This is a genomic window from Actinomadura mexicana (assembly GCF_900188105.1).
GTDB lineage: Bacteria > Actinomycetota > Actinomycetes > Streptosporangiales > Streptosporangiaceae > Spirillospora > Spirillospora mexicana.
Genome location: NZ_FZNP01000009.1, coordinates 288,736 through 312,036 on the forward strand (window position 1 = coordinate 288,736; position 23,301 = coordinate 312,036).

Sequence of the window (23,301 nt, forward strand, 5' to 3'; positions counted from 1 at the left end):
CGCTCGCCGAGCCCCACCGGACAACCGAGCCCCACCGGACAACCGAGCCCCACCGGACAACCGCCCACCCGTCCGACAGCAGCTCACCGGCGATCAGATCCCGCCGGTCGAGATGCCGGCGGCCCGTCGGCCCAGAAGACGCGGCACCCCGCGCGAGGCCGACCCACCGGAGGCCACCCGCGTGCCGGGCGGCCCCCCTCCGCAATGCCATCAGGGACGACGCCGCATCGCGGCTCCCCATCCTCCGCGTCCGCCGGCGCGGCGGTTCGCCAGAGCAGACCCTGACGCGGTCGTGCCCCGGCACGGCCGCGCCCTGACCCCGTCTGAACCGGCGGCCACGCCGTTCACATCCGGTGCCGAGCCGTCGGCGGCCACGCACCACAGCACGTTCAAGGTGCCACAACCGAAGGAGATGGAAGTTGTGCCGCACGTTCAGGAAAGCAAAGACGATACCGGTACCTCGACACCGTCCCTGGCAGAAGCCACAAAGGTAGCCAAGGCCGCCTTTCTCGGCACCGCCATCGAGTGGTACGACTTCTACATCTACGCCAGCACCGCGGCACTGGTGTTCGGCAAGCAGTTCTTCCCCGCGATGTCCGATGTGGCCGCCACCCTCGCCTCCTTCGCGACCATCGCGGTGGCCTTCGCCGCCCGTCCGATCGGGGGGCTGATCTTCGCTCACTTCGGGGACCGCATCGGCCGCAAGGCGACCCTGGTGGTGTCCCTGGTCCTGATGGGCGTCAGCACGATGCTCGTGGGCGTCCTGCCGACGTACGAGACGGCGGGCGCGATCGCCCCCGTGCTCCTGGTGCTGCTCCGCTTCGTCCAGGGGGCCGCCGTGGGCGGCGAGTGGGGCGGAGCCGTGCTGATGGCCACCGAGTTCGCCCCGCAGGACCGCAGGGCCCGGCTTTCCAGCTGGCCGCAGCAGGGCGTCACCGCGGGCCTGGCCCTCTCGACGGCCGTGCTCCTGCTGATCACCCTCGTCATCCCCGACCAGACCTACCTCGACTGGGGCTGGCGGGTGCCCTTCCTGTCCAGCGCCGCGCTGATCGTGGTGGGGCTGGTGCTCCGGCTGCGGATCAGCGAATCCCCGGTGTTCGAGGCCAGCCGCAGGAAGGCCGCCGACGCCGGGCCGGGGAAGGTCTCCGGGCCGCCGATCGTGAGCGTCGTCAAGCAGGCTCGCCGGACCACCGTGCTCGCCACCCTCGCCTACGTGTCGGTCAGCACCACGTTCTACGTCGCCTTCATCTTCCTGCTGGCCCACGCGACGGGCGAGCTGGAGATGAGCAAGGCGTCCGCGCTCACGGCAGTCCTCATCTCGGCCGGCGCCTACAGCATCGGCCTGCGCCTGTCCGCGGGAACGGCCGACAGGCGCGGACGGCGCACCGCCCTGCTGTGGGGCCTGGGCGGAGCCATCGTGTCGATCTTCCCGGTGCTCGCGCTCGTCGAGACCGGCAAGCCCGTTCTCTTCACGGTCGCCCTGGCGCTCTTCGCCTTCCCGGTCGGCTTCGCCTATGCCCCGGTGGGCGTCTACTTCGCCGAGTTGTTCCCCACCGCCATCCGGTATTCGGGCGTGACGGCGGCCAACCAGGCCGGTTCGCTCCTGGGGGCGGCCGTGGCCCCCTTCATCGCCGTCGGCCTGTACGAGGGGATCGGCATGTACGCGGTCGGAGGCTACGTGGTGCTGGTCTCCCTGATCAGCGCCGGCGCCGTCTGGGCGCTCGGCGAGACCCGGCATCTCGACCTGAGGCGGTGAACGTGACCGTGGACAGCATCGACGACGCCGTGGCGGCGGCAGCCGACCTGGAGATGGCCCGGGTGCCCGAGCCGGCCGTCCGGCATGCCCAGCGCGTGATCGCCGACACCGTCGCCGCCGCCGGGGCCACGTCACCCGAGATCACCGCCCTGGTCGCCCTGGACGAGCGCAACGGCCTGGTGACCCCGGCCGGCCGGGCGGGGCCGGGGCATACCGCGACCGTGCTTCCGGCACCGGGCAGGCGCACCCATCCCGAGCACGCGGCGTTCCTCAACGCGACCGCGGGAACCGCCCTGGAGTTGGACGAGGGCATGCGCCCGACCGGTCATCCGGCCGTACAGGTCGTCCCGGCGGCGCTCGCCGTCGCCGAGCATCTGCACGCGTCCGGCACCGACCTCCTGCGCTCGGTCATCGCGGGGTACGAGGTGAGCAGCCGGCTGTTCCGGGCGTTCCGCCTGCGGCAGGGCGTGCATCCGCACGGACACCTCGGCGCCGTCGGTGCAGCGGTCGCCGTGGCACTGCTCGATGGCACCGACCCCGTGGCGGCGGCCCGCATCGCCGCCACGGGCCCCGTCCTGGCGATGTGGCAGCCCTGCTACGAGGGCGCGACCGCGCGCAACGCCTTCACCGGGCACGCCGCCGCGAGCGGAGTGCGCGCCACGGCGATGGCGCAGGCGGGGTACACCGGTTCGGCGGGGGCGCTGGAGGAGGCGTTCGGCCGGGTGGCGGGCGAGATCGCGGACGGCTCGGAGCTGTCGCGACCGCTGGACTACGGCGGGCTCGGTATCACCCGGAACTACTTCAAGGTCCACAGTGCCTGCGCTCTGACGCACTGCGCGATCGAGGCGGCACTGGCCCTCGGGACGGTGCGGGCCGATGCGGTCCGGGAGGTCCGGGTGGACACGGTGAGCGTCAATCTCAAGATCGACCGGCAGCCGGCCGCGAACGACCTGTCCGGCCGGTTCTCCCTGCCGTACGCGGTGGCGACCGCCCTGCTCGTCGGCGACAGCGGCGTCGACGCCTTCCGCCACCGCCCCGAGGTCGCCGAACTGGCGCGCAAGGTGACGGTCCGGGCCGACGCCGGGTTCGACGCACGGTGGCCGGAGGCCGCCCCGGCCCGTGTCACCGTGCGGACCGACGGCGGCACCGTGACCGCCGTCGTGGACAACCCGCGCGGCCATCACACCCGGCCGCTCGGCGCGGAGGAGCACCGTGAGAAGTTCGTGTCGCTCCTGGGCGACTCCCCGACCTCCAGAGCATGGTGGGACCGTCTCACCGAGCTGTCCGCGGTGCCCGACTGTGCGGACCTGTTCGCGCGGGTGGAGAGATGAGCGGAGGCGAAGCGGTGCGAGAAGGCCGGGCGGTGCGCGAAGGCCGCGCGTCGCGAGCGACGGGGGCGGGACGATGAGCAACGGCACGGTCAGCCTGCTGGCCATGGGCGGCACGGTCGCGGCGGCCCTCGACGACGGCGGCGCGACGCCGCGGCGCGACGCCGGCGAACTGGCGGGCATGGTGGGCGGGCTCCCGGTCGCCGTCCGGCCGCGCGACGTGCGCACCGTCCCCAGCCGGGCCGTCACCCTCGACGACATGTGGGCGCTGGCCGCCGCGGTGCGCGAGGAGATCGAGGGCGGCGCCGAGGGCGTGGTGGTCACCCACGGCACCGACACCCTGGAGGAGACGGCGTACGCCCTGGCGATGCTGGTGGACACGGTCGTCCCCGTCGTGGTCACCGGGGCCATGCGCGCCCCGCACCTGCCGGGCGCCGACGGGCCGGCGAACATCAGGGCCGCCGTCAGCGCGGCGCTGCATGCGCCTCTCGCCCGGTACGGTCCCGTGGTGGTCTTCCAGGACGAGATCCATGTGGCCCGGCTGGTGACCAAGCACCACAGCACCCGGATCGCGGCGTTCTCCTCCCCCTCCGCCGGCCCGGTCGGGTTCCTGGCGGAGGACGAGGTGGAACTGCTGCTCGGTCCGCCACCCGTCACCGACCGGCTTCCGGCCACCGCGCCGCCAGACCGGAGAGTGGAGATCGTGCCGGCGATGGCCGGTGCGGACGGGCGGCTGGTCGACGCCATCGCCGCCGAGGTGGACGCGCTCGTGGTGGCCGGTACGGGCGCCGGGCACCTGCCGCCGCCACTGGCCGACGCGCTGGTACGCGTCGTCCGCGGTGACCGGCCCGTGGTCCTCGCCAGCAGATGCGAGGACGGGCCCATCCTGCGGCGCACCTACCGCGGCCACGGTTCGGAGACCCAACTGCTGGCCGACGGGCTGATCGCCTCGCGGACGCTGTCACCGCTCAAGGCGAGGCTACGCCTGGTGTTCGGCCTCTCCGCCGGACTGACCGCCCGGCAGCTCTTCTGATCCCGCACGCCCTAGCCGGCCACACCGCCGCCGTTGGAGAAGACCCATGACCCTGGCACCACGCGATCTCGTCGGCTACGGCCCGAACGCGCCCGACTTCGTCTGGCCGAACGGCGCACGGCTCGCCGTCAACTTCGTCGTCAACTACGAGGAGGGCGCCGAACGCAACGTCCTGGACGGCGATCCGGCCCATGAGACCCTCGTCGAAGCCCGGTACGAGGTTCCGGCCGGGCAGCGAGAACTGTTCGCCGAGTCGACGTTCGAGTACGGCAGCCGCGTCGGCATCTGGCGGCTGCTGGAGGCGCTGGACGAGCACGGGATCGTTCCCACCGTGTTCGCCTCGGCCCTCGCGCTGGAACGCAACACCGCCGTGACCGAAGCGATCAACGAGCGCGGCTGCGACGTGGTGGGGCACGGCTACCGCTGGATCCCGCACACCGGGCTGACCGCGGAGCAGGAGCGCCGCAACATCGTCGACTGCGTCGAGGCGCTGGAGCGCCTCACCGGCCGGGCGGTCCAGGGCTGGTTCACCCGTCCGCCCAACACGGTGCGCACACGCTCACTGCTGGCCCAGGCCGGCCTGGTCTACGACGCCGGCTCGGTCAGCGACGACATCCCCTACTACGAGACGGTGGACGGTCGGCCGTTCCTGATCGTCCCCTACTCGCTCGACGTCAATGACACGAAGTTCTACAAAGGGCAGTTCTTCACCGCCGACGACTTCGCGCGCTACGCGATCGACTGTTTTGACACCCTCGCGGCCGAGAGCGCGCGGCGCCCCCGGTTGATGTCGGTCGGCCTGCACCCCAGGATCATCGGCCGTCCGGCCCGGCTGCCCGGACTGCTGCGCCTGATCGAGCACCTCAGCGCGAACGACGACATCTGGATCGCCGGGCGCGACGAGATCGCCCGCTTCTGGCTGGAGACCTTCCCGCCCGAGGCCGCGCACGGCTGACCCGGGCGCTCTGGCCTGGATCGGCTTCCGCGCGACCCGGACCCGCCCGGCATCGTGGGGGCCCGATCGGCTGTATACAACGGCCTACGATCTGGCAAGGACCTGCCGGGGAAGGGGTCCCCGTGCCATCTCCGCCCGCGGCCTCCCGCGCAGCAGGTGACCGCGATCTGCCGGGGGCAAGGGCGAGTCGACAGGTTCAGATGGGTGCGGATAGATTGTATGCGGCTGCGCACTGACGTGCGCCGACGGCGCCACGACGAAGGAGCGAGATGAAGTCTGCCTCGGCCGGGCCGAACCGATCGATCGCGGGCCTCCCCGAGAACCGGCGCCACGCCCTGTACGAGCAGCTCAAGCAGTCGATCTATCTCGGCGACCTGGAGCCCGGCCGGTACCTGGTCGAGAGCACCCTCGCAGCCATGTACGAGGTCAGCCGCACTCCCGTCCGGGAGGCGCTGCTGCGCCTGGAGCAGGACGGGCTGGTCGTCCGGGACGGGAGCGGCCTGACGGTCCGCGACCACAGCCCCGACGAGATCCTGGATCTCTACGAGGTGCGGATCCTCCTGGAGCGCGAGGCGGGACGGGCGGCCGCGGGCCGGCGCACCACGCACGACCTGCTGACCTTACGGAAGGCCGCCAAGCGCTACGAGGCGGTCGACGTCGACAACCCGCGGGGGATGGTCGAGACGAACCGGGAGTTCCACCAGGCCGTCTGGCGGTGCACTCACCAGCTCGCGCTGCTCGACCTGCTCGAACGCCTCGACCTGCACCTGGGCCGCTTCCCCAATACGACACTGACGTACCCGAACCGGCGGGAAGCGACCGTCGAGCAGCATCGCGCGATCGTGCGTGCCATCGAGGCGCGGGAGCAGGAACGGGCGGGCGACCTGTGCGCCCAGCACTTCAGCGACGCCCGCGACATCCGACTGGCCCAGTGGGAGAACGAGGACTGAGCCGGCGGAACCGCGCCGCCGGAGGCGGAACCGATCATGCGGGCGGGCCGTCGCAGAAGTTCACGGTCCGCTCAAGAGATCAGGGACGAAGGGCGCGATGACTCAGATCCCGCAGCCGCCGGCACCGGCCGACCTCGCCGCCGCCGGCCCCAAGGGCGCCAAGAGGATGCTGGCCAAGGCCGCGAGCCCGTTGCCCGCCGCCGAGCTGGCACCGTTCTTCGAGCACGCCTGCCGGGAGCTGGCGCGGGCCGGCGAGAGCGAGCTCGCGTTCTGGGCCTTCGGGCAGGCACGCAAGATCGAGAAGGATCGTCCCGCGCTGCTCGACCTCGACCGGGTGCAGGACGTCTTCCTCGAACTGGTGCCCGCGGGCGGCGTCGGACCGGCCGCCCTGCGCGACTACGCCAAGACTCTCGCCGCGAGGTTGCCGGGCGAGGAGGCGCACGCCCGCTTCCGCGAGGTGGTCTGCGCGGCATTCGACGCCGGCCTCATCCCGTACGCGCGGATCTTTCCCGACCTGCGCGCGCTGGCCCGCGCCGCGAAGATCAAGAAGCGGGACGAGGAGGCGTTCCTGGCCGAGCGGCTGCTGCGCGCCGGGCTCGTGCCCATCGCGTCCCACCAGGTGTGGGCGGCGGCCCGCGTGCCGCTCGCCGCGGTGGCCCGGCGCGACGGCGACCTGATGAAGCTGCTGATCGCCGCCGAACCCGACCGCGCCCGGCACGAGGAGGAGAGCGGTGAGGAGGTCGCCGAGGAGATCCGGCAGATGTGGCTGGAGTCCCTGGCCGAGAGCGGGGCGGGGGCGCACCTGCCGGCGCAGTGGTTCGCCACCACGGGACGGGGCTGCGCGGCCACCGTCCTGTTGAAGCTCGCCGACCAGGCAGGGGATCGACTCTTCCCGGAGGCCGAGGTGGTGTTCGGCGAGGAAACGGACCCGGCGCTTCCGTCTCCCGACCACCGGCACATCATTCCCCAGGGGAAGAGGGGGAGCGACTCGCCCCCATGGTGGGGCGGGGACTTCGACACAGGGCAGCACGCCGCGGACGTGGCATCCGGGCCAGAAGGACGCGAGCGTTTCGCCTGCCTGCTGGACGCCTTCGTCCGCGACATGGGGTACTACGGCAACGTCGACTACCCGGCCACGGTGAGAGCGCTCTGGGACCAGCCTGAGACCCGGGAGGTGCTGAGCGAAAGTGTCGACCGCTGGAAGTCCGACGCAGTCCGGCCGGACCTTCCCCACCTGCACGACGCCTTGCACCGGCTGGTGCGCCTCACCGGCCGCAGCGGCGGTTTCCTCGACCTGGACCCCGGGGTCGTCGAGGGGCTCGACCCCGCCGACCCCGTGGACGCCCTGCTCGCGGCGCTGCGCGGTGGCATTCCCGCCGAACTGGGCGTGCCCGGTAACGGGTCGCCGTCGAAGTCGCCGAAAGCGGGCCGGACGATCGTCCAGCACCTCGGATACCTCACCATCACGGAACGGTCCTGGTACGCCGACGCGTCCGTCACCGGCGACGACGTCCTGTCGTTGACGTTTCCCCAACTGCCCGATGGACTGCTGCCCTGGTACGACGGCAAGACCGGCCTTCTGTCACGCATCCGGGACGGCGTCTGGCAGACGTTCCGGGTCGAGGGGCAGACGGGCCAGATGGTCACGTTGACCCTGGACCCCGGCACCGCCACCGCACGGCCCCAGGCGCCGGGAACCGCCGAGGTCACGTTCCCGGGCGCCGCCGGGCCGAGCGAGATCCGGTTGAGCCGCGGTGCGATCACGGTCACCGCCCCCGATGGGACCCGGACGGCCCGGCTGCCCTTCTCGCCCGTCATGAGCACGAAGAGCGCGCTCGTGCCGCCGCCGGGCTGGTGGCCGCGGCGGGACCCGGCGGACCCGGACGGGTCGGCGGCGCTGCGGCGTCTCGACCGCGAGGATGCGGCGCGCCTGCTGGAGGCGACGCTGACCGGGCCGCGCGCGGCCACCGAGGCGCTGGAGGCCGTGCTGCCCGAAGTGACCGCACCGGTCCTGCGCGACGGCGTCCTCGAAGCGGCCCGGACGGCCGCCGAGTGCCTCCTTCTGGCCATCGAGTTGCGCGACCGGATCGGCCGCCCCCAGCCCGCGGCGCTGCCCGCGCTGGTCGAACCGGCCTCCGGCCTCCCCTTCGCGCGCACCAGTTCGCAGACGAGGTGGCTCGTGCGCCAACGGCTCATAGCCCGTGCGCTGGAGTCCGTGACGACCGGCGAGCCCGCGGCCGGCGAGCCCTACCTCGTCCGGACGGTCTCCCTGCCGTCCCGCGGCTACGTGGGCTTCCACCTGGACACCCTGGCGGGCTACGCGCTCCCGGCCGTCCTGCCGTGGACATCTGACTCGCACCGCGAACGCATCCTCGACGACCTGCGCCTCTGGGCCAACGCTCCGATCGGCGACGGCACGGGCGCCTGCCGGGTGAGGCGCATCACTCCGGCGGGCGGCGAGGGGCAGTCCAGCGCCGAACGCCAACGGGTCGACAGGCAGTTGATGACGACGGCGCCCGGGGAGCTCTGGCGTACCCCGGACGGCGCCCTGCTGATCCTGGACTACCGGCAGCACGACCGGACCGCGACTGCCGTGGAGTACGCGCCCGGCGGAACCTTCGAACCGATCGACCCGATCGAGCCCCCCGGCTGGCAGGCGGCCCGGGCCCCCGTTCCCTGCTGGGGCGACGCCGACCGCGTCGTCCGCCTCGTCCGGTTGCTGACCGATCGCGGTCCCGCGCCGATCGATGCCGCCTCCACCGTCCGCGCCCTGGCCGAACGTGCGGGTTTCGGGATGGCAGACGCCGTCGCGGTGTGCATGATTCCCGCTGAGATCCTGGACGACGACATCCCCACGACCGGCGCCACACTCACCTACTCCATGCGGGACGCGGTGCGGGAACGCCTGCTGCCCGACGACCCGGCCGACCTCTGGATCACCGGCCTCGCCACGGACGCGGCGGCCGACTGGTGGCGAACCCACGGCGAGACCCGCCCCCCGAAGCCGTGATACATGGTCGTGGCCGATGAGCCGGGCGGGACCGGCCGGCCGGTGAAGGCGAAGTCCACCCCGAGGTAGCCGAAGGCGCGGCATGAGGAACGATGCGCCGGCGGCCGTGGAGATGCCGCCACTGGCGATCATCGCCCACTGGCCGCTCGACCCGGAACTGGTCTCGGAAACCTTCCTGCAAGGCGCCGAGGGAATCCTCCAGGCACGCACCGCCTGAGCACCGCCTCTGCCCGCAGGCACCCGAGAAGCTCCACGCGATCGGACCGAAGGCCACCCGCACCCAGAGCCCAGGGCGGGCGCCCTGCCGCCGACGCATCGTCGCGGCCCGCGCCCGCGGGATCACCGTGGAACAAATAGACATAGATGTCTGACAGTTGCGTAGATCTCCTTCTTCCGGCCGTTTCGCACCGCTAGATTATGATCATGAGCTGGGACGGTGACGGGGTGCTGGCGGGCCGGTACCGGAATCTCGGCCGGATCGGCCAGGGCGGCATGGGTTCGGTGTGGCGCGCCCATGACACCGACCTCGACCGCGAGGTCGCCGTCAAGGAGCTCCGGGTGCCCGAACAGGTCACCGACCAGGAGCGGCGCGTCTGGTACGCCCGGATGGAACGCGAGGCCCGCGCCGCCGCCCGCCTGAGGCACACCGGCATCGTCACCGTCTATGACCGGGTGATGGGCCAGGACGGCCGGCCCTGGATCATCATGGAGCTGGTTCGCGGCCGCTCCCTCGAACAGCTGCTGGCCGAGCAGCGGGCGCTGCCCCCGAGCCAGGTCGCCGCGATCGGTCTCGCGATGCTGGACGCCCTCTCGGCCGCCCACGCCCAGGGCGTCGTCCACCGCGACGTCAAGCCCGCCAACGTGCTCCTCGAAGGCGACCGGGTCCTCCTCACCGACTTCGGCATCGCCGCGCTGGAGGGCGACGTCACCATCACCCGTTCGGGCACGGTGCTGGGCACGCCCGCCTACATGTCCCCCGAACAGGTGGAGGGCAAGGCCGTCACCCCGGCCTCGGACCTGTGGTCCCTGGCCGCCACCCTGTACGCGGCGGTCGAGGGCCGCCGTCCGTTCGACGGGCCGAGTCATGGCGCCGTCTTCGTCGCGATCGCCACCCGGCAGCCACCACCGCCCCAGTGCGGCGGTCCGCTGGCGCAGGTCCTGAACGGCCTGCTGCGCAAGGACCCGAACGAACGGCTCTCCCCCGCCCAGATCCGCGACCTGCTGAACGGCGTCCTGGACCCCACCGCCGACACCGCGCAGACCGCGGCGGACACCGAACCACACTTCCCCCGCCGGCCGCCCCGCACCACGCTCCTCCACCCGCCCACCAGGGACATCCCACCCCAGCGCTACCGGACTGCCCTCGTCAGAGCCGCCCTCCTGTGCACCGCGCTCGCCGTCCTGGCCTTCCTGACCGCGCCATGGAGGGGGACCAGCGGCGAGCTTCCCCTGGAGCCGGTGACGGGCAGAGCGATCGTTCTGCTGCTGCCCGTCGTCGTCGCGTTCGTCCTCATGTGCGGGCTGTGGTTCCTGCCGCACCGGCCGACACTCGTCCTCGTGGTCGTGTCCACGATCCTCGGCGGCGTCCACGGGGAAGCCCTCATCGTGTTCACCTACCGGTGGTCCGGCAGGCTCCCGGTCGTCGACCCCAACGTCGGATTCGAGATCTCCTGGGTGCTGAGCACGCTCGCGTTCATGTTCGCCTTCGCAGCGGTGAACCCTTCACTCGCCGGACGGTCGGCGGCCCCGCCCACCCGCGGCATCCTGCTCACCGTGGCCGTGCTCGTCGAAGGCCTGGTGGCCCTGCTGTGGGTCGTGCCCGTCTACGAGGTGGCAGGGTCGGGCCTGGACCTGGACTTCGACCACAGCACCAACCTTGTCGCCCTCCTCATGCTCCTGGGTCTGATCTGGCTCGGCATCCAGCCGTTCATCTGGTCGGGCAGGCTCAGAGGCGAGTTCTCCCGCCACTAGACAGGCAGAAGCCTCCCCAGTCCCCTTCCCGCACCGCGTCATGTTCGGGTGACCTGGTCCATGTGACCGCGGGGCGTAGGTGGTGCCGCAGCGCGCCAGGCCTGCGGCACCACCTTTCGCTCAGGACGCCGCGCGGTAGGTCACGTGCATGACCTGGCCGGCCGCCCGCGAATCCACCTGTTCGAGCCTCAGGGGCGGGACGCCCTCGAAGAGCCGCGTGCCGGCGCCGAGCGTGAGCGGCGCGATGTGCAACCGCATCTCGTCGACCAGGCCGGCGGTCAGGTACTGGTTGATGGTGGTCGCGCCGCCCATGATCATGACGTCGCCGTCGCCGGCCGCCGCGCGCGCCCGCGCCAGTGCCGCCTCGATTCCGTCGGTGACGAAGTGGTACGTGGTGCCGCCGTCCATCGGCTCCGGCCCGCGCGCGTGGTGGGTGAGCACGAAGACCGGGGCGTGGAAGGGAGGGTCGTCCCCCCACCAGCCGTTCCACTGCCGGTCCCACTCGCCGCGCACCGGGCCGAACATGTTGCGCCCCATGATGACCGCGCCCGCGGTGGCCATCCGGTCGGCCTCGGCCCGGTTCTCCTCGGGCGTCTCTATGAACCAGGCGTGCAGCCTGTCACCCCAGCCGTCGCCGCCGTCGTCGCCGAACGGGCGTTCCTCGGTCTGGTTCGGACCGGCCGAGTACCCGTCGGCCGAAATCGTGATGTCGCAGATGACTCTGCCCGTCTTCCCGGTCATCGCCCTCTCCTCCTCGGTCGTCTCGCTGTCGTGCATCGGGTCGGTCGCTATCGGGTGCGGGCGGGCAGCCGGGCGGCGACGAGGGGGATGACGATCGACGCGGCCACGAGGTGGGCGGCGATCAGGGTGAGCCTCGTCCCGGCCGTCGCCGAGATGATCAGGTCGGGGACGATCGACAGCGCGGTGAGGACGGCGGTGGCCGCGAGGAACGTGCGCCTGGGCGACGCGGCCCAGCGGCGCAGCGCCACGGCCAGCAGCACGCCGATCGCGCTGAACAGCAGCGTCAGCTGGGTGAAGCCGAGCAGCGGGATCGGCTCGCCGTCGATCTCCAGGGGCACCCCCGCGCCCCTGCCGGCCGCGGCGACGGCGGTGGTGGCCGCGGCGGCGGCGACGCAGCCGAACAGGCCGGCGCGCCACATCGGGACGGTGCGGGGGGCGGTCGGGGCGGCGGCCACCGGGGCCTGGACGGTGCCGACGCTGGAGGTGACGTTGCTCGTCATGGTCTGGCCTGACCTTTCACTGGGGGGAGGCGTCCACTAGATACTAAGTGTCCACCGGACACATGATGTAAGCTAGACACATCGGTGCCGGGTTGACAAGAGGGTGGTGGGATGAAGGCGCTCTGGGATCTCAGCGGCCGGCCGGAGAAGCGGCCGCGCATGCCGCTCTCGGTGTCCGCGATCGTCGAGGCGGCCATCGCGGTCGCCGACACCGAGGGCATCGAGGCGGTCTCCATGCAGCGCGTCGCCACCGCTCTCGGCTTCACCAAGATGTCGCTCTACCGCCACGTCTCGAACAAGTCCGAGCTGCTCAGCATCATGATCGACACGGCGGTGGGAGAGCCGCCCGACCTGGGCGAGGTGCCCGGCGGCTGGCGGGCCCGGCTGGAGGAGTTCGTCCGGCGGCTCGCCGAGGTCTGGCGGCGGCACCCCTGGCTGCCCACCGTCACCGTGGGCGCCCGTGTCATGGGCCCCCGCGAGGCCGGGTGGACCGAGAGCGCGATGGCCGCGCTGGCCGGAACCGGTCTCACCGGCGACGAGCGCATGGCCGCCGCGTTCCTGCTGTTCGGGCACGTCCGCACCACCCAGTCGATGACCACGGCCGGCACCCAGGCCTGGTCGGGCGGCAGCGAGACGGCCGCACTGATCCGCGGCCGGGCGGACCTGTTCCCCGAGCTCAGCAAGGCGTTGAGCGGCCCCACCCCGACCCTGGACGACAACGCCCGCGCCTTCGGCCTGGACCGCCTCCTGGACGGCCTGGCCGTCCTCATCGAGGAGCGGTCATGACCCCCCGCAGGCTGGCCGCGGACTATCTCGCCGCCCTGGAGCGCGGCGACCTGGAGGGCGTGCTCGCGCTCTTCCACCCTGAGGCGATCGTCCACTCCCCGCTGTACGGGCCGCTGCCCGCCGCGGAGTTCTACCCGAGGCTGCTGGCCGACACGGGCCGCTCCGAACTCCACCTTCGCGGCGTCACCCAGGGCGAACGGCTCGTCGGCGTCTGGTTCCGCTTCGACTGGACGCTGTCCTCGGGCACCGCGGCCGGCTTCGAGTGCGTGGACATGCTGGAGCTCGACGGCGAGGGCCTGATCACGACACTGCGCATCTTCTACGACACCGCGACCACCCGCACGGCGTTCGAACGCGCCACGGGTGGCTCCTGGCGCCACACCACCTGACATCACCGGCGTGCCAGCGCCCCCGGCCGAGGCGCGCCTGCCCCGGCCGCCGGAGGGCGGACGGGCTGAGGCGGGTCTCACGCCGTCAGCGAGTGCTCGGCTTCCTCACCGGACGCTGCGGGTCCATCCATCCTGACCGGGGCATTCGGTGCATCGCCGACCGCTTGGACAACCGCCCGGCGGCGCGCCACAACGGTCGGTTGTGCGCGCCTAGGGTGAACCGGTGGACACCGAGGCATTGCGATCGTTCGTCCGGGCGGCCGAGCTCGGGCAGTTGCAGCATGCGGCCGACGAGCTGGGCGTGACGCAGCAGGCGGTCTCCAAGCGGATCGCCGCCCTGGAGCGCGATCTGGAAGTCCGCCTCTTCACACGGACCTCCCGCGGGGTAGAGCTGACGCTCGACGGCCAGGCGTTCCTCCCCCACGCGCGGAGCGTCGTCGCAGGTGTCGAGCGCGCCGTCGCCGCGGTCAGGCCGGGGTCGCGTGCCCTTCGGATCGACGTTCTCGGCTACCGAAGCGCCCAGGCCGTGGTTCTGCACGAGTACTGGAGGTCGCGGCCCGGGTCCGACCTCGACCTGGTGACCCTCAGGGTCGACGACCCGCGCGTGGCGGTCGCCGCCGTCCAGGCAGGCGATATCGACGCCTCGTTCCGCACGGTCACCGACCCGGCCGTCCTGCCGCCCGGCGTGCGGATGGTGCACGCGTTCGACTCCCCGCTGGAACTGCTCGTCGGCCCGAGGCATCCGCTCGCCTCCGCGCGGAAACTGGCGCCACCGCAGCTGCGCGGGCAACGGATATGGGTGCCGGGCATCGCACCCCGAAGCGAATGGGGAGAGTTCTACGACCAGCTCGCCACCGAGTTCGACCTGCGCATCGACGCGGCGGGCCCGCATTTCGGGGACGAGGTGCTCCTGGACACTCTCGCGGACTCCGCGCAGGTGGCGACTCTGGTCGGGGCACGCGACCGGTACCTGTGGCCCACGAGCCACGACCTGCGCCGCATCCCCATCGTGGAGACCCTCGCGTACCCGCTCTCGCTCATGATTCCGAGGACGAATCCGCACCCGGAACTGCGGGGGATCATCACCCACCTCGGGTGCACGCCAAGGCTTCCTGGCGCGGTCTGGCTCCCGTCCTGGGCGAGGGCGCGCGGCAGCGGCGGTATCGCGAACGGTCGCCTGACGAAGGTGAAATGACCGGCTCATCCAGTCACCGCTCCACCAGGAAGGATCGCCCATGCCCAGCGACCGCCTCATGCGCATCCACGGCGCGCAGTTTCAGGCCATGGCCGCGAGGTTCCTGCGGGCCACCGAGCTCACCTCGCGCCTGAACGTCCTGCCCTTCGAGGACGAAGCGGGCAAGGCCGACCTGTTCGAGCAGATCCTCGGCAGGCCGCTGCCGGCGGGAGTCACGGTCCATCCGCCCTTCTACACCGACCACGGCCTCCGCCTGGACCTCGCGGAGCGCGTGTTCGTCAACCAGAACTGCACCTTCCTGGACTACGCCGGCATCCGGCTCGGCGAGCGCGTGATGATCGGGCCGAAGGCCACGTTCATCACCGTCGGGCACCCGGTCGATCCCGGGGAGCGCCGGGAGTGGCTGACCGGCGGGCCCATCGACGTGGCGGAGAACGTGTGGATCGGCGCCGGCGCCACGATCCTGCCCGGCGTCAGCATCGGCCGCGACTCCGTGGTCGCCGCCGGCGCGGTCGTGGCCGACGACGTTCCGCCGGCGAGCCTGGTGACCGGCGGCAAGGCGGCCCTCCAGCGGCAGTGGTGACGGCCTCCCTCGCTACTACATGTGTAGCAGGGGGGCTAGGGTCGGAAGGGACGACCGACGAGCGGAGGATCACGATGCCTTTCTGGGACAAGCTGCGCGACTCCACCCAGAGCTTGCAGACGCAGCTGCTCAGCAGGAAGAACGAACTGAAGAGCGGAGCGTTCCGGGACGCGAGCATGGCGATGTGCGCGCTGGTCGCGGCGGCCGACGGCAGCGTGGACCCGTCCGAACGGCAGCGGACCGCGTCCCTGATCGCCTCCAACGAGGTGCTGCAGAACTTCCCCGCCGACGACCTGCAGCGGCGGTTCAACGACTACGTGTCCAAGCTCACCGCCGACTTCGACTTCGGGAAGGTGGCGGTCCTGCAGGACATCGGCAAGACGAAGAAGAAGCCCGCCGAGGCGCGCGCCGTCATCCAGATCGGCATCGTGATCGGCGGTGCGGACGGGCACTTCGACGACAGCGAGAAGGCCGTCGTCCGCGAGGCGTGCTTCGCCGCCGGCCTCGATCCCGCCGAGTTCGAGCTCTGACGGCTCCCGTCACCGGAACGCGAGCAGCGACACCAGGAGCGACACGAGAACGTGGTCCAGCTGGAGGGTCGCGGCGGTCAGCGACCCGGTGACGACGCCGTTGCCCATGAACAGCAGCGGGCCGGCGACCGCGTTCTTGGCCGGTGCCGTGCCCAGCAGCGCCTCGACGCGTTCGACGACCCCGGACTCGGCGAACGCGCTCGCCGGCCCGGGGTCGCGCGGCTGCGCGAGGGCGACCTTCGCGATCGTCCGGGCGACGGCGGCGCGGTCGCCGGTCGCCTCCGCGGCGTCCTCGTCCGCCCAGCGTTCCGTCGCCAGCCGCAACCGGGCGGCCAGGGGCCGCAGCGGCGGCAGGACGGCCGAGGCGAGGGTGCCGGCGGCGAGGTAGCGGTGGTGCCGGTGCCTGAGGTGGGACGTCTCGTGCTGGAAGACGACGTGGAGCTCCTCGGACGTCAGACCACGCAGCAGGCCCCGGGAGACCAGGACCCCGCCGCGCCGGCCCGGGATCGCGACGGCGATCGGGACATCGGTGTCGAGGGGCTCGCGGGCGTCCGCCCGAGCGGTACGGAGCGCGGCCGCCCAGCGGGCGGTGGCCCTGCCCGCGGCCGCCGGCCCGGCGGCCGACAGCAGGGCCGCCGGAATCCCCACCGCGTCCGGGACCGGGCGGTCGTCACCGAACAGCGCCCATTCGGGGACGTGCGCCGCGGCGGACGGCGCCAGCGTCGCCGCGTAGTTGACGGCCACGAAGAAGCCGGTGCCGAGCGCGGCCACGGCGGTCATCGCCCCGGTCGTCGCCAGCAGCCGCGCCGACCAGGACGGATGGAGCCGCAACGGCGCCTTCGCCAGCGCGGCGCTCAACGTCAGCATGATGGCGAGGGGCAGGAAGGTGAACCAGTTCACCCGCCGGCCTCCGGAGGGTCGAGGAACTCGCGCAGCCTCCGCGCGTCCTCGGCGCTGAGCGACCGCGCGAACCGGTTCAGCACGTTCCCCGGGTCGCTGGCGTGCCGCAGGTGGTCGTGCATGCGCCCCGCCACCAGCTCGGACTCGTCGACGGCCAGCCGGTACCGGTAGTGCCGGCCCGCCCGGGTGCGCGAGACCAGCTTCTTCCCGTGCAGCCGGTGCAGGATGGTGTTCACCGTCGTGTAGGCGGGATCACCGTCCAGCCGCTCCACCAGCTCGGCGGTACTGGCCGCCCCGCCGAGCCCGGCCAGCGCGGCGAGCACCTCTGCCTCCAGCTGCCCGAGCGGCCTGCGCGGCACCGTCCTCAAACCCCCTTCCGCAGCACGTCCGGCTCAAGGTAGACGAGGCGGGCGATCGGAACCGCCGCGCGGATGCGGGCCTCGGCGTCGTTGATCGCGTCGGCGACCTCCCGCGCGTCGTCCTGGAGGTCCACGGCGACCTTCGCGGCGACGAGCAGCTCGTCCGGCCCGAGGTGCATGGTGCGCATGTGGATCACCGCGGGGATGTCATCGCCCTCCACGATCGCCCGCCTGATCAGCCGCACATGCCCCGGGGTCGCGGACTCCCCGACGAGCAGGCTCTTGACCTCGGTGGCCAGCACGATCGCGATGGCCGCCAGCAGCACGCCGATCGCGGCGGTGCCGATCCCGTCCCAGACGCCGTCGCCGGTGATCAGGGTCAGGCCGACGCCCGCGAGCGCGAACACCAGACCGACCAGCGCCCCGGTGTCCTCCAGCAGGATCACCGGCAGCTCCGGCGACTTGGACCGGCGGACGAACTGCACCCAACTCGCCCGTCCCCGGCTCCGGTTCGACTCCCGGACCGCGGTGCGCAGCGCCGCCCCCTCCAGGACGATCGCGACCAGCAGGACGGCGATCGGCACCCACTGCCACTCCTCGATCGGGTGCGGATCCCTGATCTTGTGCCAGGCCTCGTACAGCGCGAACAGCCCGCCCAGGCTGAACAGGACGATCGCCACCAGGAACGCGTAGATGTAGCGCTCCCGCCCGTACCCGAACGGATGCTCCTCGGTCGCGTCCCGCTCCGCGCGCTTCCCGCCGATCAGCAGCAGCGCCTGGTTGCTGGAGTCGGCCACCGAGTGGATCGCCTCGGCCAGCATCGACGACGAACCCGTCAGCGCGAACGCCACGAACTTGGTGACCGCGATCCCCAGGTTCGCGCCCAGCGCGGTGATGACGGCCTTGGTGCTGCCTTCGGCGCTCACGGACTCCCCTGTCGTACCCGCCCTTGCGAAACGTCCGGCCAAGCGTAGGCGGTGATCGCCGGCAGCATGTCCTGCCGGGTCCGCGCCAACTACGCTTGTAGCACAACCGGCGGGGCCTCAGGGGGACCGGCTCTCCGCGGTTTGCGATCATTGACGGCGGCGGGGCCGACCTGCCTGACGCCGCCGAATCCGGCAGGATCCAGGTGGACGAGACTGCGGCCGATTCGGAAGGGCGGGGGCATGGACGAGTTCGATGTCGTGGTGGTGGGGGCCGGGCCGACGGGTGAGAACCTGGCCGAGCGGGCGCACGCCGGCGGGCTCAGCGTGGCGGTCGTGGAGAGCGAGCTGGTCGGCGGGGAATGCTCGTACTGGGCCTGCATGCCCAGCAAGGCGCTGCTGCGCCCGGCCGCCGCGCTGGCGGAAGCGCGGCGGGTGGCCGGTGCCCGCGAGGCGGTGACCGGCCCGCTGGACGCCGGAGCGGTCCTCAGGCGCCGGGACGGGTTCACCTCGCACTGGAAGGACGACGGCCAGGTCGAGTGGCTGAACGGCGCCGGGCTCGTCCTCGTCCGCGGCCACGGGCGGCTGGACGGGCCCAGGCGCGTCGCGGTGCAGACCCCGGAGGGGGAACGGCGGGTACTGACCGCCCGCCACGCCGTCGCGGTGTGCACGGGCACCCGCGCGGCCCTGCCCGGGCTGCCGGGCCTGGCCGGGATCCGCCCCTGGACCAGCCGCGAGGCGACCTCCTCCGAGCGGGTGCCGCCGCGGCTGGCCGTCATCGGCGGCGGCGTGGTGGCCTGCGAGATGGCCACGGCCTGGCGTGCGCTCGGCAGCGAGGTGGTGCAGCTGGTGCGCGGGTCGCGCCTGCTGCCGCGCATGGAGCCGTTCGCCGGCGAGGCCGTGGCCGAGGGCCTGCGCGCGGCCGGGGTCGACCTGCGCTTCGGCGCGTCGGCCACCGCCGTCCGCCGCGACGGGCAGGTGACGCTCACCCTGGACGGCGGCGGCACGGTCACCGCCGACGAGGTCCTGTTCGCCACCGGACGCACGCCCGCCACCGACGACCTCGGGCTGGACACGGTCGGGCTGGCCCCGGGCCGGCCGATCGAGGTCGACTCCACCGGCCTGGCGGCCGGCGTGCCCGGCGAGTGGCTCTACGCGGCCGGGGACGTCAACGGCCGCGCGCTGCTGACCCACCAGGGCAAGTACCAGGGACGGATCTTCGGCACGGTGATCGCCGACCGCGCCGCAGGGCGCCCCCTGGACACCGCCGCCTGGGGTCGCAGCGTGGCGACCGCCGACGAGCGGGCGGTCCCGCAGGTCGTCTTCACCGACCCCGAGGTCGCGGCCGTCGGCCCCAGCCTGGAGGAGGCGACCCGGGAGGGGCGCCGGGTACGGGCCGTGGACTACGCCCTCGGCGACGTCTCCGGGGCCTCGCTGTACGCCGACGGCTACCAGGGCCACGCCCGCGCAGTGGTCGACCTGGACCGCGAGACGCTCCTCGGCGTCACCTTCGTCGGGGCCGGCGTGGCCGAACTGCTCCACTCCGCCACCATCGCGGTCACCGCCGAAGTCCCCATCTCCCGCCTCTGGCACGCCGTCCCCTCCTACCCCACCATCAGCGAGGTCTGGCTCCGCCTCCTGGAGACCTACCGCGGCTGAGCACTCTCAGAACGCGCCGAAATCGTCCTGCGGCGGCTCGTAAGGGGTGGACCGGTCGTGCGGTTCGAAGGCGGGGTGCGGGGGTGCCGGATCCTGGGGCGAGGGCTCGTGGCGGTCGTCGCCCGGAGGGTCCTTGTGGTGGTGATGCTCGATCTTCGCGCCGGCGGCGAGGCCCGTCGCCGCGGCGGCGGCGAGGCCGAGCCCCTCGGCCGCGGTGATCGGCCGGCCGGTTCGGTCCCGCGAGGGCGTCCGGTGGCCCGGCCGCGGGTCCTCGGCGGCGCTGGCCGGGGAGATCGGCAGATCGCCCGGTGGGCGGGACGCCACGGGCGCGGCGCCGGCGCCGGCAGGCGTCTCGCGCCAGGGGAAGTGCGGGTCCGCCAGCATGGCCGCCAGCAGGCTCGCGGCGTTGCGGACGGCGTAGCGGCGCCACGCGGCGGGCCGTCCGTCGACGTCGCGCGTGCCGTCGGCGGCGGTCTTGCGGTGCTCGGCACGGTCGGAGATGCCCCGGACGACCAGCAGGTCGACGTCTTCCTTGCGGTAGGCGGCGAGCGCGGCCCCGCCCGCCTCCATCTCGATCGCGCCGATCTTCCTGTCATGCTCCTTGATCCGTTGCTTGAAGGCGGTGGAGGCGACGACCAGCCCGCTGGTCGCGATCTTCGTGAAGTGCAGCCGGGGCGGCTCCGAGGGCCTCCGGCCCGGCGCGATCCGGCACTGCTCCAGCGCCGATTCGGCCCAGGCTCCGAGCGCGCCGCGGCTCACCTTCCTGAGCGGGAAGTTCTGCACGAACGTGCGCAGGCGTGCGGAGGGCTTCCAGTTCGTGCCGGCCATGACCACGTCGAACCGCGTCCCGTCCTGCGCGTTACCGACGACCTTGCCCTCGTTGAGGTAGTCGACGATCTCCGACCCGACCACGACGTCGCCGAGGACGATGTCGTCGCTCAGCGCGGCCGCGAGGCCGATCACCACGACCAGGGAGACCTTGAACTCGCCGATCAGGTCGGCGGCGGCGAGCGCGGCGTTCTCCGGCCCCATGTCGCTGACGACGGTGAGCACTCCGGCGTGCTCGGTCCCCGGTACGAGGAACCGGTAGTAGACGCGTCCGCCCTGCTCGTGGTCTCCGAGGACGTCGAAGACGCCTTCGACGCTCGTGTACTCCTCGGGCAGGGGGACGATCAGTCCGATGCGCGCCTTCCCCATCAGGGTCCCTCCGTGGTCAGGTCTGCGGACAGCACGATCCGGACGGCCAGCACCGCCAGCGCGAGCGTCTCCGCGGCGGACACGCCGATGAGCGCCGGCTCGCGCGGCCCCGCGGCCCAGTAGCCCGCGACGGCGAGGACCGCGGGGAGCACGCACGTGGCCAGGTCGACGCCGAGTTGCAGGCGCTTCCCCGACCTGCGGCCGCGCCCGCTCCGGTGCACCGTCTCCCAGCGCAGCACCTCTCCGGCGTCGGCCCCGATCGTCCGGGCCAGCCGGGGGCCCAGTTCGGCGCGCAGGTAGCGGCCGATGGCGGAGACCTTCTGGTCGTTCACGAGATAGGTCCATCCGAGGACGACGCACGCGGGCGGGAGCAGCAGGACCAGCTTCGCCTGGCCCGACAGCCCCGCGATGGCCACGGCGGTGGCCGCGAAGGCGCCGAGGGTGGCGTAGATCAGGTTGTCCCTCGCCACGATGCGGGCGTTCTGCTCCGCCTTGAGGGCCTGGTACTCGCTGAGGAGGACCTGCCCGGCCGCCGTCATCCCGCCGCCGCACGCCGGCGACGACGACCGCTCGGCCCTGGTCGCCGCCCCCACTACGCGCCCACCTTCCGCAGTTCGGCGAGCAGGGCGTCGAGCCGGCGAGCGGACAGGTCGATCCCGTTCAGCAGTTCGACGCGGCGGTCGGTGGTGAGCCCCGTCATCTGCGCCAGGTCCTCGCGGTCCCGGACGACCTGCTGCCGCTCCTCCTCGACCCGGTCCTCGATCACCTCGATGATCGCGTCCCGCTCCCGTTCCGCCGCCCGGACGGAGTCCTCGACCGCCGGTCCCGCGACGGCCCGCACGACCTCCTCGTAGACGCGCACCGCGGCCTCCTGCGTCCGCGCCTTGCGCCTGCGCCAGGCGTTCAGGCCGGCGAGGACCACGGCGGTCACCAGGTAGTAGCCCAGGCCGCCGCCCTGGTGCCCGGTGCCGTGGCCGGGGGGCGGGCGGTGGGCGGGCACCGGCAGGGCGCGGTCCTTCTCGTGGTCCGGCCGCCGGTCCGGCCTGTGCGTGATCGCTCCGATCCCCATGCTGGCGACACCCGTGAGGAAGGAGGTGTCCGGGGTGAGGTCGGCGGTCTCGAAGGACGTGGGCAGGTTCCCCGCGAGACCGTCCATCAGGCTGAGCCGGTCCAGGTGGGCCGAGACCGCGTCGCCGGGGCCGCGGTGCCGGATGGTGTCCACGGCGTCGTTGAGCCGGTCGGCCACGATCTGCCGCATCTCGATGACCGTGGCGTCCGCTTCGTCCATCATCTGGGGCACGGCGGCCGCGAGCTTCTTGACGCCCATGCCGGGGAACCTGTCCAGATAGGTGGTGCGCAGTATGCGCACCCGTTCCGCCGCGAGCCTGCGCACCTCGCTCTGCGCGTAGAGCGTCGCGGCCTCGAGGTCCGGTTTCCAGGTGTCCCCGCGGTCGGCGGCCCAGCGGTGGATGTTCTGCTCCCGTGCCCGGATCGCGTCGGACGCGGCGTCGTCCTGGCCGAGCAGGGTCCTGCGTTCGGTCAGGCGGGCGCGCGTGGCCGCGGCCGTCGACTCGGCCAGCCGCAGCAGGTCCCTGCGGTGGATGTCGCCGACTCGGCTGATCACCTCCTGGCGCAGGCGCTCGGCCAGGCCGGGGATGCCGCTGACGCGCAGTTCGGCGTCGCGCTCCGGACCGGGGGGCTGGACCAGGGCGTTGAGGGCGAGCCGTGCCGAGACCGCTTCGCCGCGGACGTCCGCGAACTTGCCGGCGAGCCGTTCGGCCTCCTTCTCGTCCCCGTCGCAGATGCGGGACCAGGTCGCGGTCTGTCCCAGCATGTCCAGGTTGTGCCGCAACCGCCTCGCGGACCCCGTCTGGTCGCGGTGGGTCTGGACGATCATGTAGGTGCCGACCCGCTCGACGGACTCCGCGAGGAACCTCAGCTCCGGCTCGCTGACCGGCTCTCCGGGCTTGATGACGAACAGGACGGCGTCGCAGTCGGTGAGGGTCGCGAGGGTCAGCCTGCGGTGCGCCGGATTGAGGCCGCCGACACCGGGGGTGTCGGCCAGGCGCAGCCCCTCCGCCAGCAGCGGCGAGGGCAGGGTGATCCCGGCGTTGCGGACGAAGGCGTCCCGTCCGTGCCGGACTTCCACGCCCTTCTCGCCCCGGGTCGTCAGGTACTCGCCGATCTCGGCGGTGCCGTTCAGCTCCCGGTAGGTGATGGCGTCACCGCGCTGGACCGCGACGGTGGCGCTCGTCCTGTCTCCGTGCCGGAGCTCCACCGGCACGGAGGAGAGCGCCTCGGTCGCCGCCGGAAGGATCTCCTGCCCGACCAGCGCGTTGATGAGCGTGGACTTGCCGACGGACACCTCGCCGACGACGGTGACGCGGGCGAAGGGCTCATGCCAGCGGCCCGCGAGCGCTTCGAGCGGCCGCCACAGCCGGTCGCTCACCAGCTGCTCCCTGGCGATCTCGACGATCTCCGTGACGATCCGGTCGATCGCGGCGTCGGGCGCGGTCATCGCGTGCGGGTCCGTCAT

The 23,301-nt window shown here is 72.7% G+C and carries 22 protein-coding genes; 14 read left to right on the plus strand and 8 right to left on the minus strand.

Features of this window, described 5'->3' with window-relative positions:
- The first annotated feature begins 421 nt into the window (after nt 1-421).
- The 8 genes from CHC11_RS24305 (at nt 422) to CHC11_RS24335 (ending at nt 11,003) form a co-directional block, all read left to right on the plus strand.
- On the plus strand, nt 422-1,756 hold the full coding sequence (locus CHC11_RS24305) for an MFS transporter (RefSeq protein ID WP_179278977.1): 1,335 nt from the start codon (nt 422-424) through the stop codon (nt 1,754-1,756).
- 2 nt (nt 1,757-1,758) lie between these two features.
- A complete protein-coding gene (locus CHC11_RS24310) occupies nt 1,759-3,087 on the plus strand; it encodes an MmgE/PrpD family protein (RefSeq protein WP_143227252.1) in 1,329 nt (442 codons plus the stop codon).
- A 73-nt stretch (nt 3,088-3,160) separates the two neighbouring features.
- Complete coding sequence (locus tag CHC11_RS24315) at nt 3,161-4,117, plus strand: asparaginase (protein WP_089314103.1); 957 nt, start codon at nt 3,161-3,163, stop codon at nt 4,115-4,117.
- A 46-nt stretch (nt 4,118-4,163) separates the two neighbouring features.
- A complete protein-coding gene (locus tag CHC11_RS24320) occupies nt 4,164-5,072 on the plus strand; it encodes a polysaccharide deacetylase family protein (protein ID WP_089314104.1) in 909 nt (302 codons plus the stop codon).
- 269 nt (nt 5,073-5,341) lie between these two features.
- Nucleotides 5,342-6,022 (plus strand): GntR family transcriptional regulator, encoded by a 681-nt coding sequence (locus CHC11_RS24325; protein WP_089314105.1) that lies wholly within the window; start codon nt 5,342-5,344, stop codon nt 6,020-6,022.
- 97 nt (nt 6,023-6,119) lie between these two features.
- The gene (locus CHC11_RS24330) at nt 6,120-9,032 is read left to right on the plus strand and encodes a hypothetical protein (RefSeq protein WP_089314106.1); all 2,913 of its coding nucleotides are present in this window, start codon (nt 6,120-6,122) and stop codon (nt 9,030-9,032) included.
- Between the two features lie 82 nt (nt 9,033-9,114).
- Nucleotides 9,115-9,249, plus strand: coding sequence for a hypothetical protein (locus CHC11_RS43540; RefSeq protein ID WP_281258367.1), 135 nt, complete (start codon nt 9,115-9,117; stop codon nt 9,247-9,249).
- 206 nt (nt 9,250-9,455) lie between these two features.
- Nucleotides 9,456-11,003 carry a serine/threonine-protein kinase gene (locus CHC11_RS24335; protein WP_218826222.1) on the plus strand — a complete coding sequence of 516 codons (1,548 nt, stop codon included), beginning with the start codon at nt 9,456-9,458 and terminating at the stop codon, nt 11,001-11,003.
- Nucleotides 11,004-11,123: 120 nt separating this feature from the next.
- On the opposite strand, the gene CHC11_RS24340 is transcribed toward CHC11_RS24335, so the two are convergent.
- Entirely contained in the window at nt 11,124-11,744 is a 621-nt protein-coding gene (locus tag CHC11_RS24340) for a dihydrofolate reductase family protein (RefSeq protein WP_089314216.1), read from the minus strand.
- A gap of 47 nt (nt 11,745-11,791) precedes the next feature.
- Entirely contained in the window at nt 11,792-12,244 is a 453-nt protein-coding gene (locus tag CHC11_RS24345; protein ID WP_218826223.1) for a DUF6069 family protein, read from the minus strand.
- 111 nt (nt 12,245-12,355) lie between these two features.
- Between CHC11_RS24345 and CHC11_RS24350 the strand changes: the two genes are divergently transcribed.
- From CHC11_RS24350 to CHC11_RS24370, 5 genes are all read left to right on the plus strand, one after another.
- Nucleotides 12,356-13,030 (plus strand): TetR/AcrR family transcriptional regulator, encoded by a 675-nt coding sequence (locus CHC11_RS24350; RefSeq protein WP_089314108.1) that lies wholly within the window; start codon nt 12,356-12,358, stop codon nt 13,028-13,030.
- Nucleotides 13,027-13,419, plus strand: coding sequence for a nuclear transport factor 2 family protein (locus tag CHC11_RS24355; protein ID WP_089314109.1), 393 nt, complete (start codon nt 13,027-13,029; stop codon nt 13,417-13,419). The genes CHC11_RS24350 and CHC11_RS24355 overlap by 4 nt, the downstream gene beginning before the upstream one ends.
- 223 nt (nt 13,420-13,642) lie before the next feature.
- Nucleotides 13,643-14,614 (plus strand): LysR family transcriptional regulator, encoded by a 972-nt coding sequence (locus tag CHC11_RS24360; RefSeq protein WP_089314110.1) that lies wholly within the window; start codon nt 13,643-13,645, stop codon nt 14,612-14,614.
- A gap of 40 nt (nt 14,615-14,654) precedes the next feature.
- Nucleotides 14,655-15,197, plus strand: coding sequence for a DapH/DapD/GlmU-related protein (locus CHC11_RS24365; protein WP_089314111.1), 543 nt, complete (start codon nt 14,655-14,657; stop codon nt 15,195-15,197).
- Between the two features lie 74 nt (nt 15,198-15,271).
- A complete protein-coding gene (locus tag CHC11_RS24370; RefSeq protein WP_089314112.1) occupies nt 15,272-15,727 on the plus strand; it encodes a tellurite resistance TerB family protein in 456 nt (151 codons plus the stop codon).
- A 9-nt stretch (nt 15,728-15,736) separates the two neighbouring features.
- Here CHC11_RS24370 and CHC11_RS24375 read toward each other — a convergent pair whose 3' ends face one another.
- The 3 genes from CHC11_RS24375 to CHC11_RS24385 are packed head-to-tail and all read right to left on the minus strand — an operon-like array spanning nt 15,737 to nt 17,912.
- Nucleotides 15,737-16,627, minus strand: coding sequence for a M56 family metallopeptidase (locus tag CHC11_RS24375; RefSeq protein ID WP_089314113.1), 891 nt, complete (start codon nt 16,625-16,627; stop codon nt 15,737-15,739).
- Entirely contained in the window at nt 16,624-16,986 is a 363-nt protein-coding gene (locus tag CHC11_RS24380; RefSeq protein WP_089314114.1) for a BlaI/MecI/CopY family transcriptional regulator, read from the minus strand. The genes CHC11_RS24375 and CHC11_RS24380 overlap by 4 nt, the downstream gene beginning before the upstream one ends.
- 5 nt (nt 16,987-16,991) lie before the next feature.
- Nucleotides 16,992-17,912: a cation diffusion facilitator family transporter gene (locus tag CHC11_RS24385; protein ID WP_089314115.1), complete on the minus strand. Its 921-nt coding sequence runs from the start codon at nt 17,910-17,912 to the stop codon at nt 16,992-16,994.
- 240 nt (nt 17,913-18,152) lie between these two features.
- Between CHC11_RS24385 and CHC11_RS24390 the strand changes: the two genes are divergently transcribed.
- Entirely contained in the window at nt 18,153-19,568 is a 1,416-nt protein-coding gene (locus CHC11_RS24390) for a dihydrolipoyl dehydrogenase family protein (protein ID WP_179278978.1), read from the plus strand.
- A 6-nt stretch (nt 19,569-19,574) separates the two neighbouring features.
- Here CHC11_RS24390 and CHC11_RS24395 read toward each other — a convergent pair whose 3' ends face one another.
- The 3 genes from CHC11_RS24395 to CHC11_RS24405 are packed head-to-tail and all read right to left on the minus strand — an operon-like array spanning nt 19,575 to nt 23,301.
- The gene (locus tag CHC11_RS24395) at nt 19,575-20,765 is read right to left on the minus strand and encodes a 5'-methylthioadenosine/S-adenosylhomocysteine nucleosidase family protein (RefSeq protein WP_089314116.1); all 1,191 of its coding nucleotides are present in this window, start codon (nt 20,763-20,765) and stop codon (nt 19,575-19,577) included.
- Nucleotides 20,765-21,358, minus strand: a complete 594-nt coding sequence (locus tag CHC11_RS24400) for a hypothetical protein (RefSeq protein ID WP_218826224.1) — start codon at nt 21,356-21,358, stop codon at nt 20,765-20,767. The genes CHC11_RS24395 and CHC11_RS24400 overlap by 1 nt, the downstream gene beginning before the upstream one ends.
- Complete coding sequence (locus CHC11_RS24405; protein ID WP_089314117.1) at nt 21,358-23,301, minus strand: dynamin family protein; 1,944 nt, start codon at nt 23,299-23,301, stop codon at nt 21,358-21,360. The genes CHC11_RS24400 and CHC11_RS24405 overlap by 1 nt, the downstream gene beginning before the upstream one ends.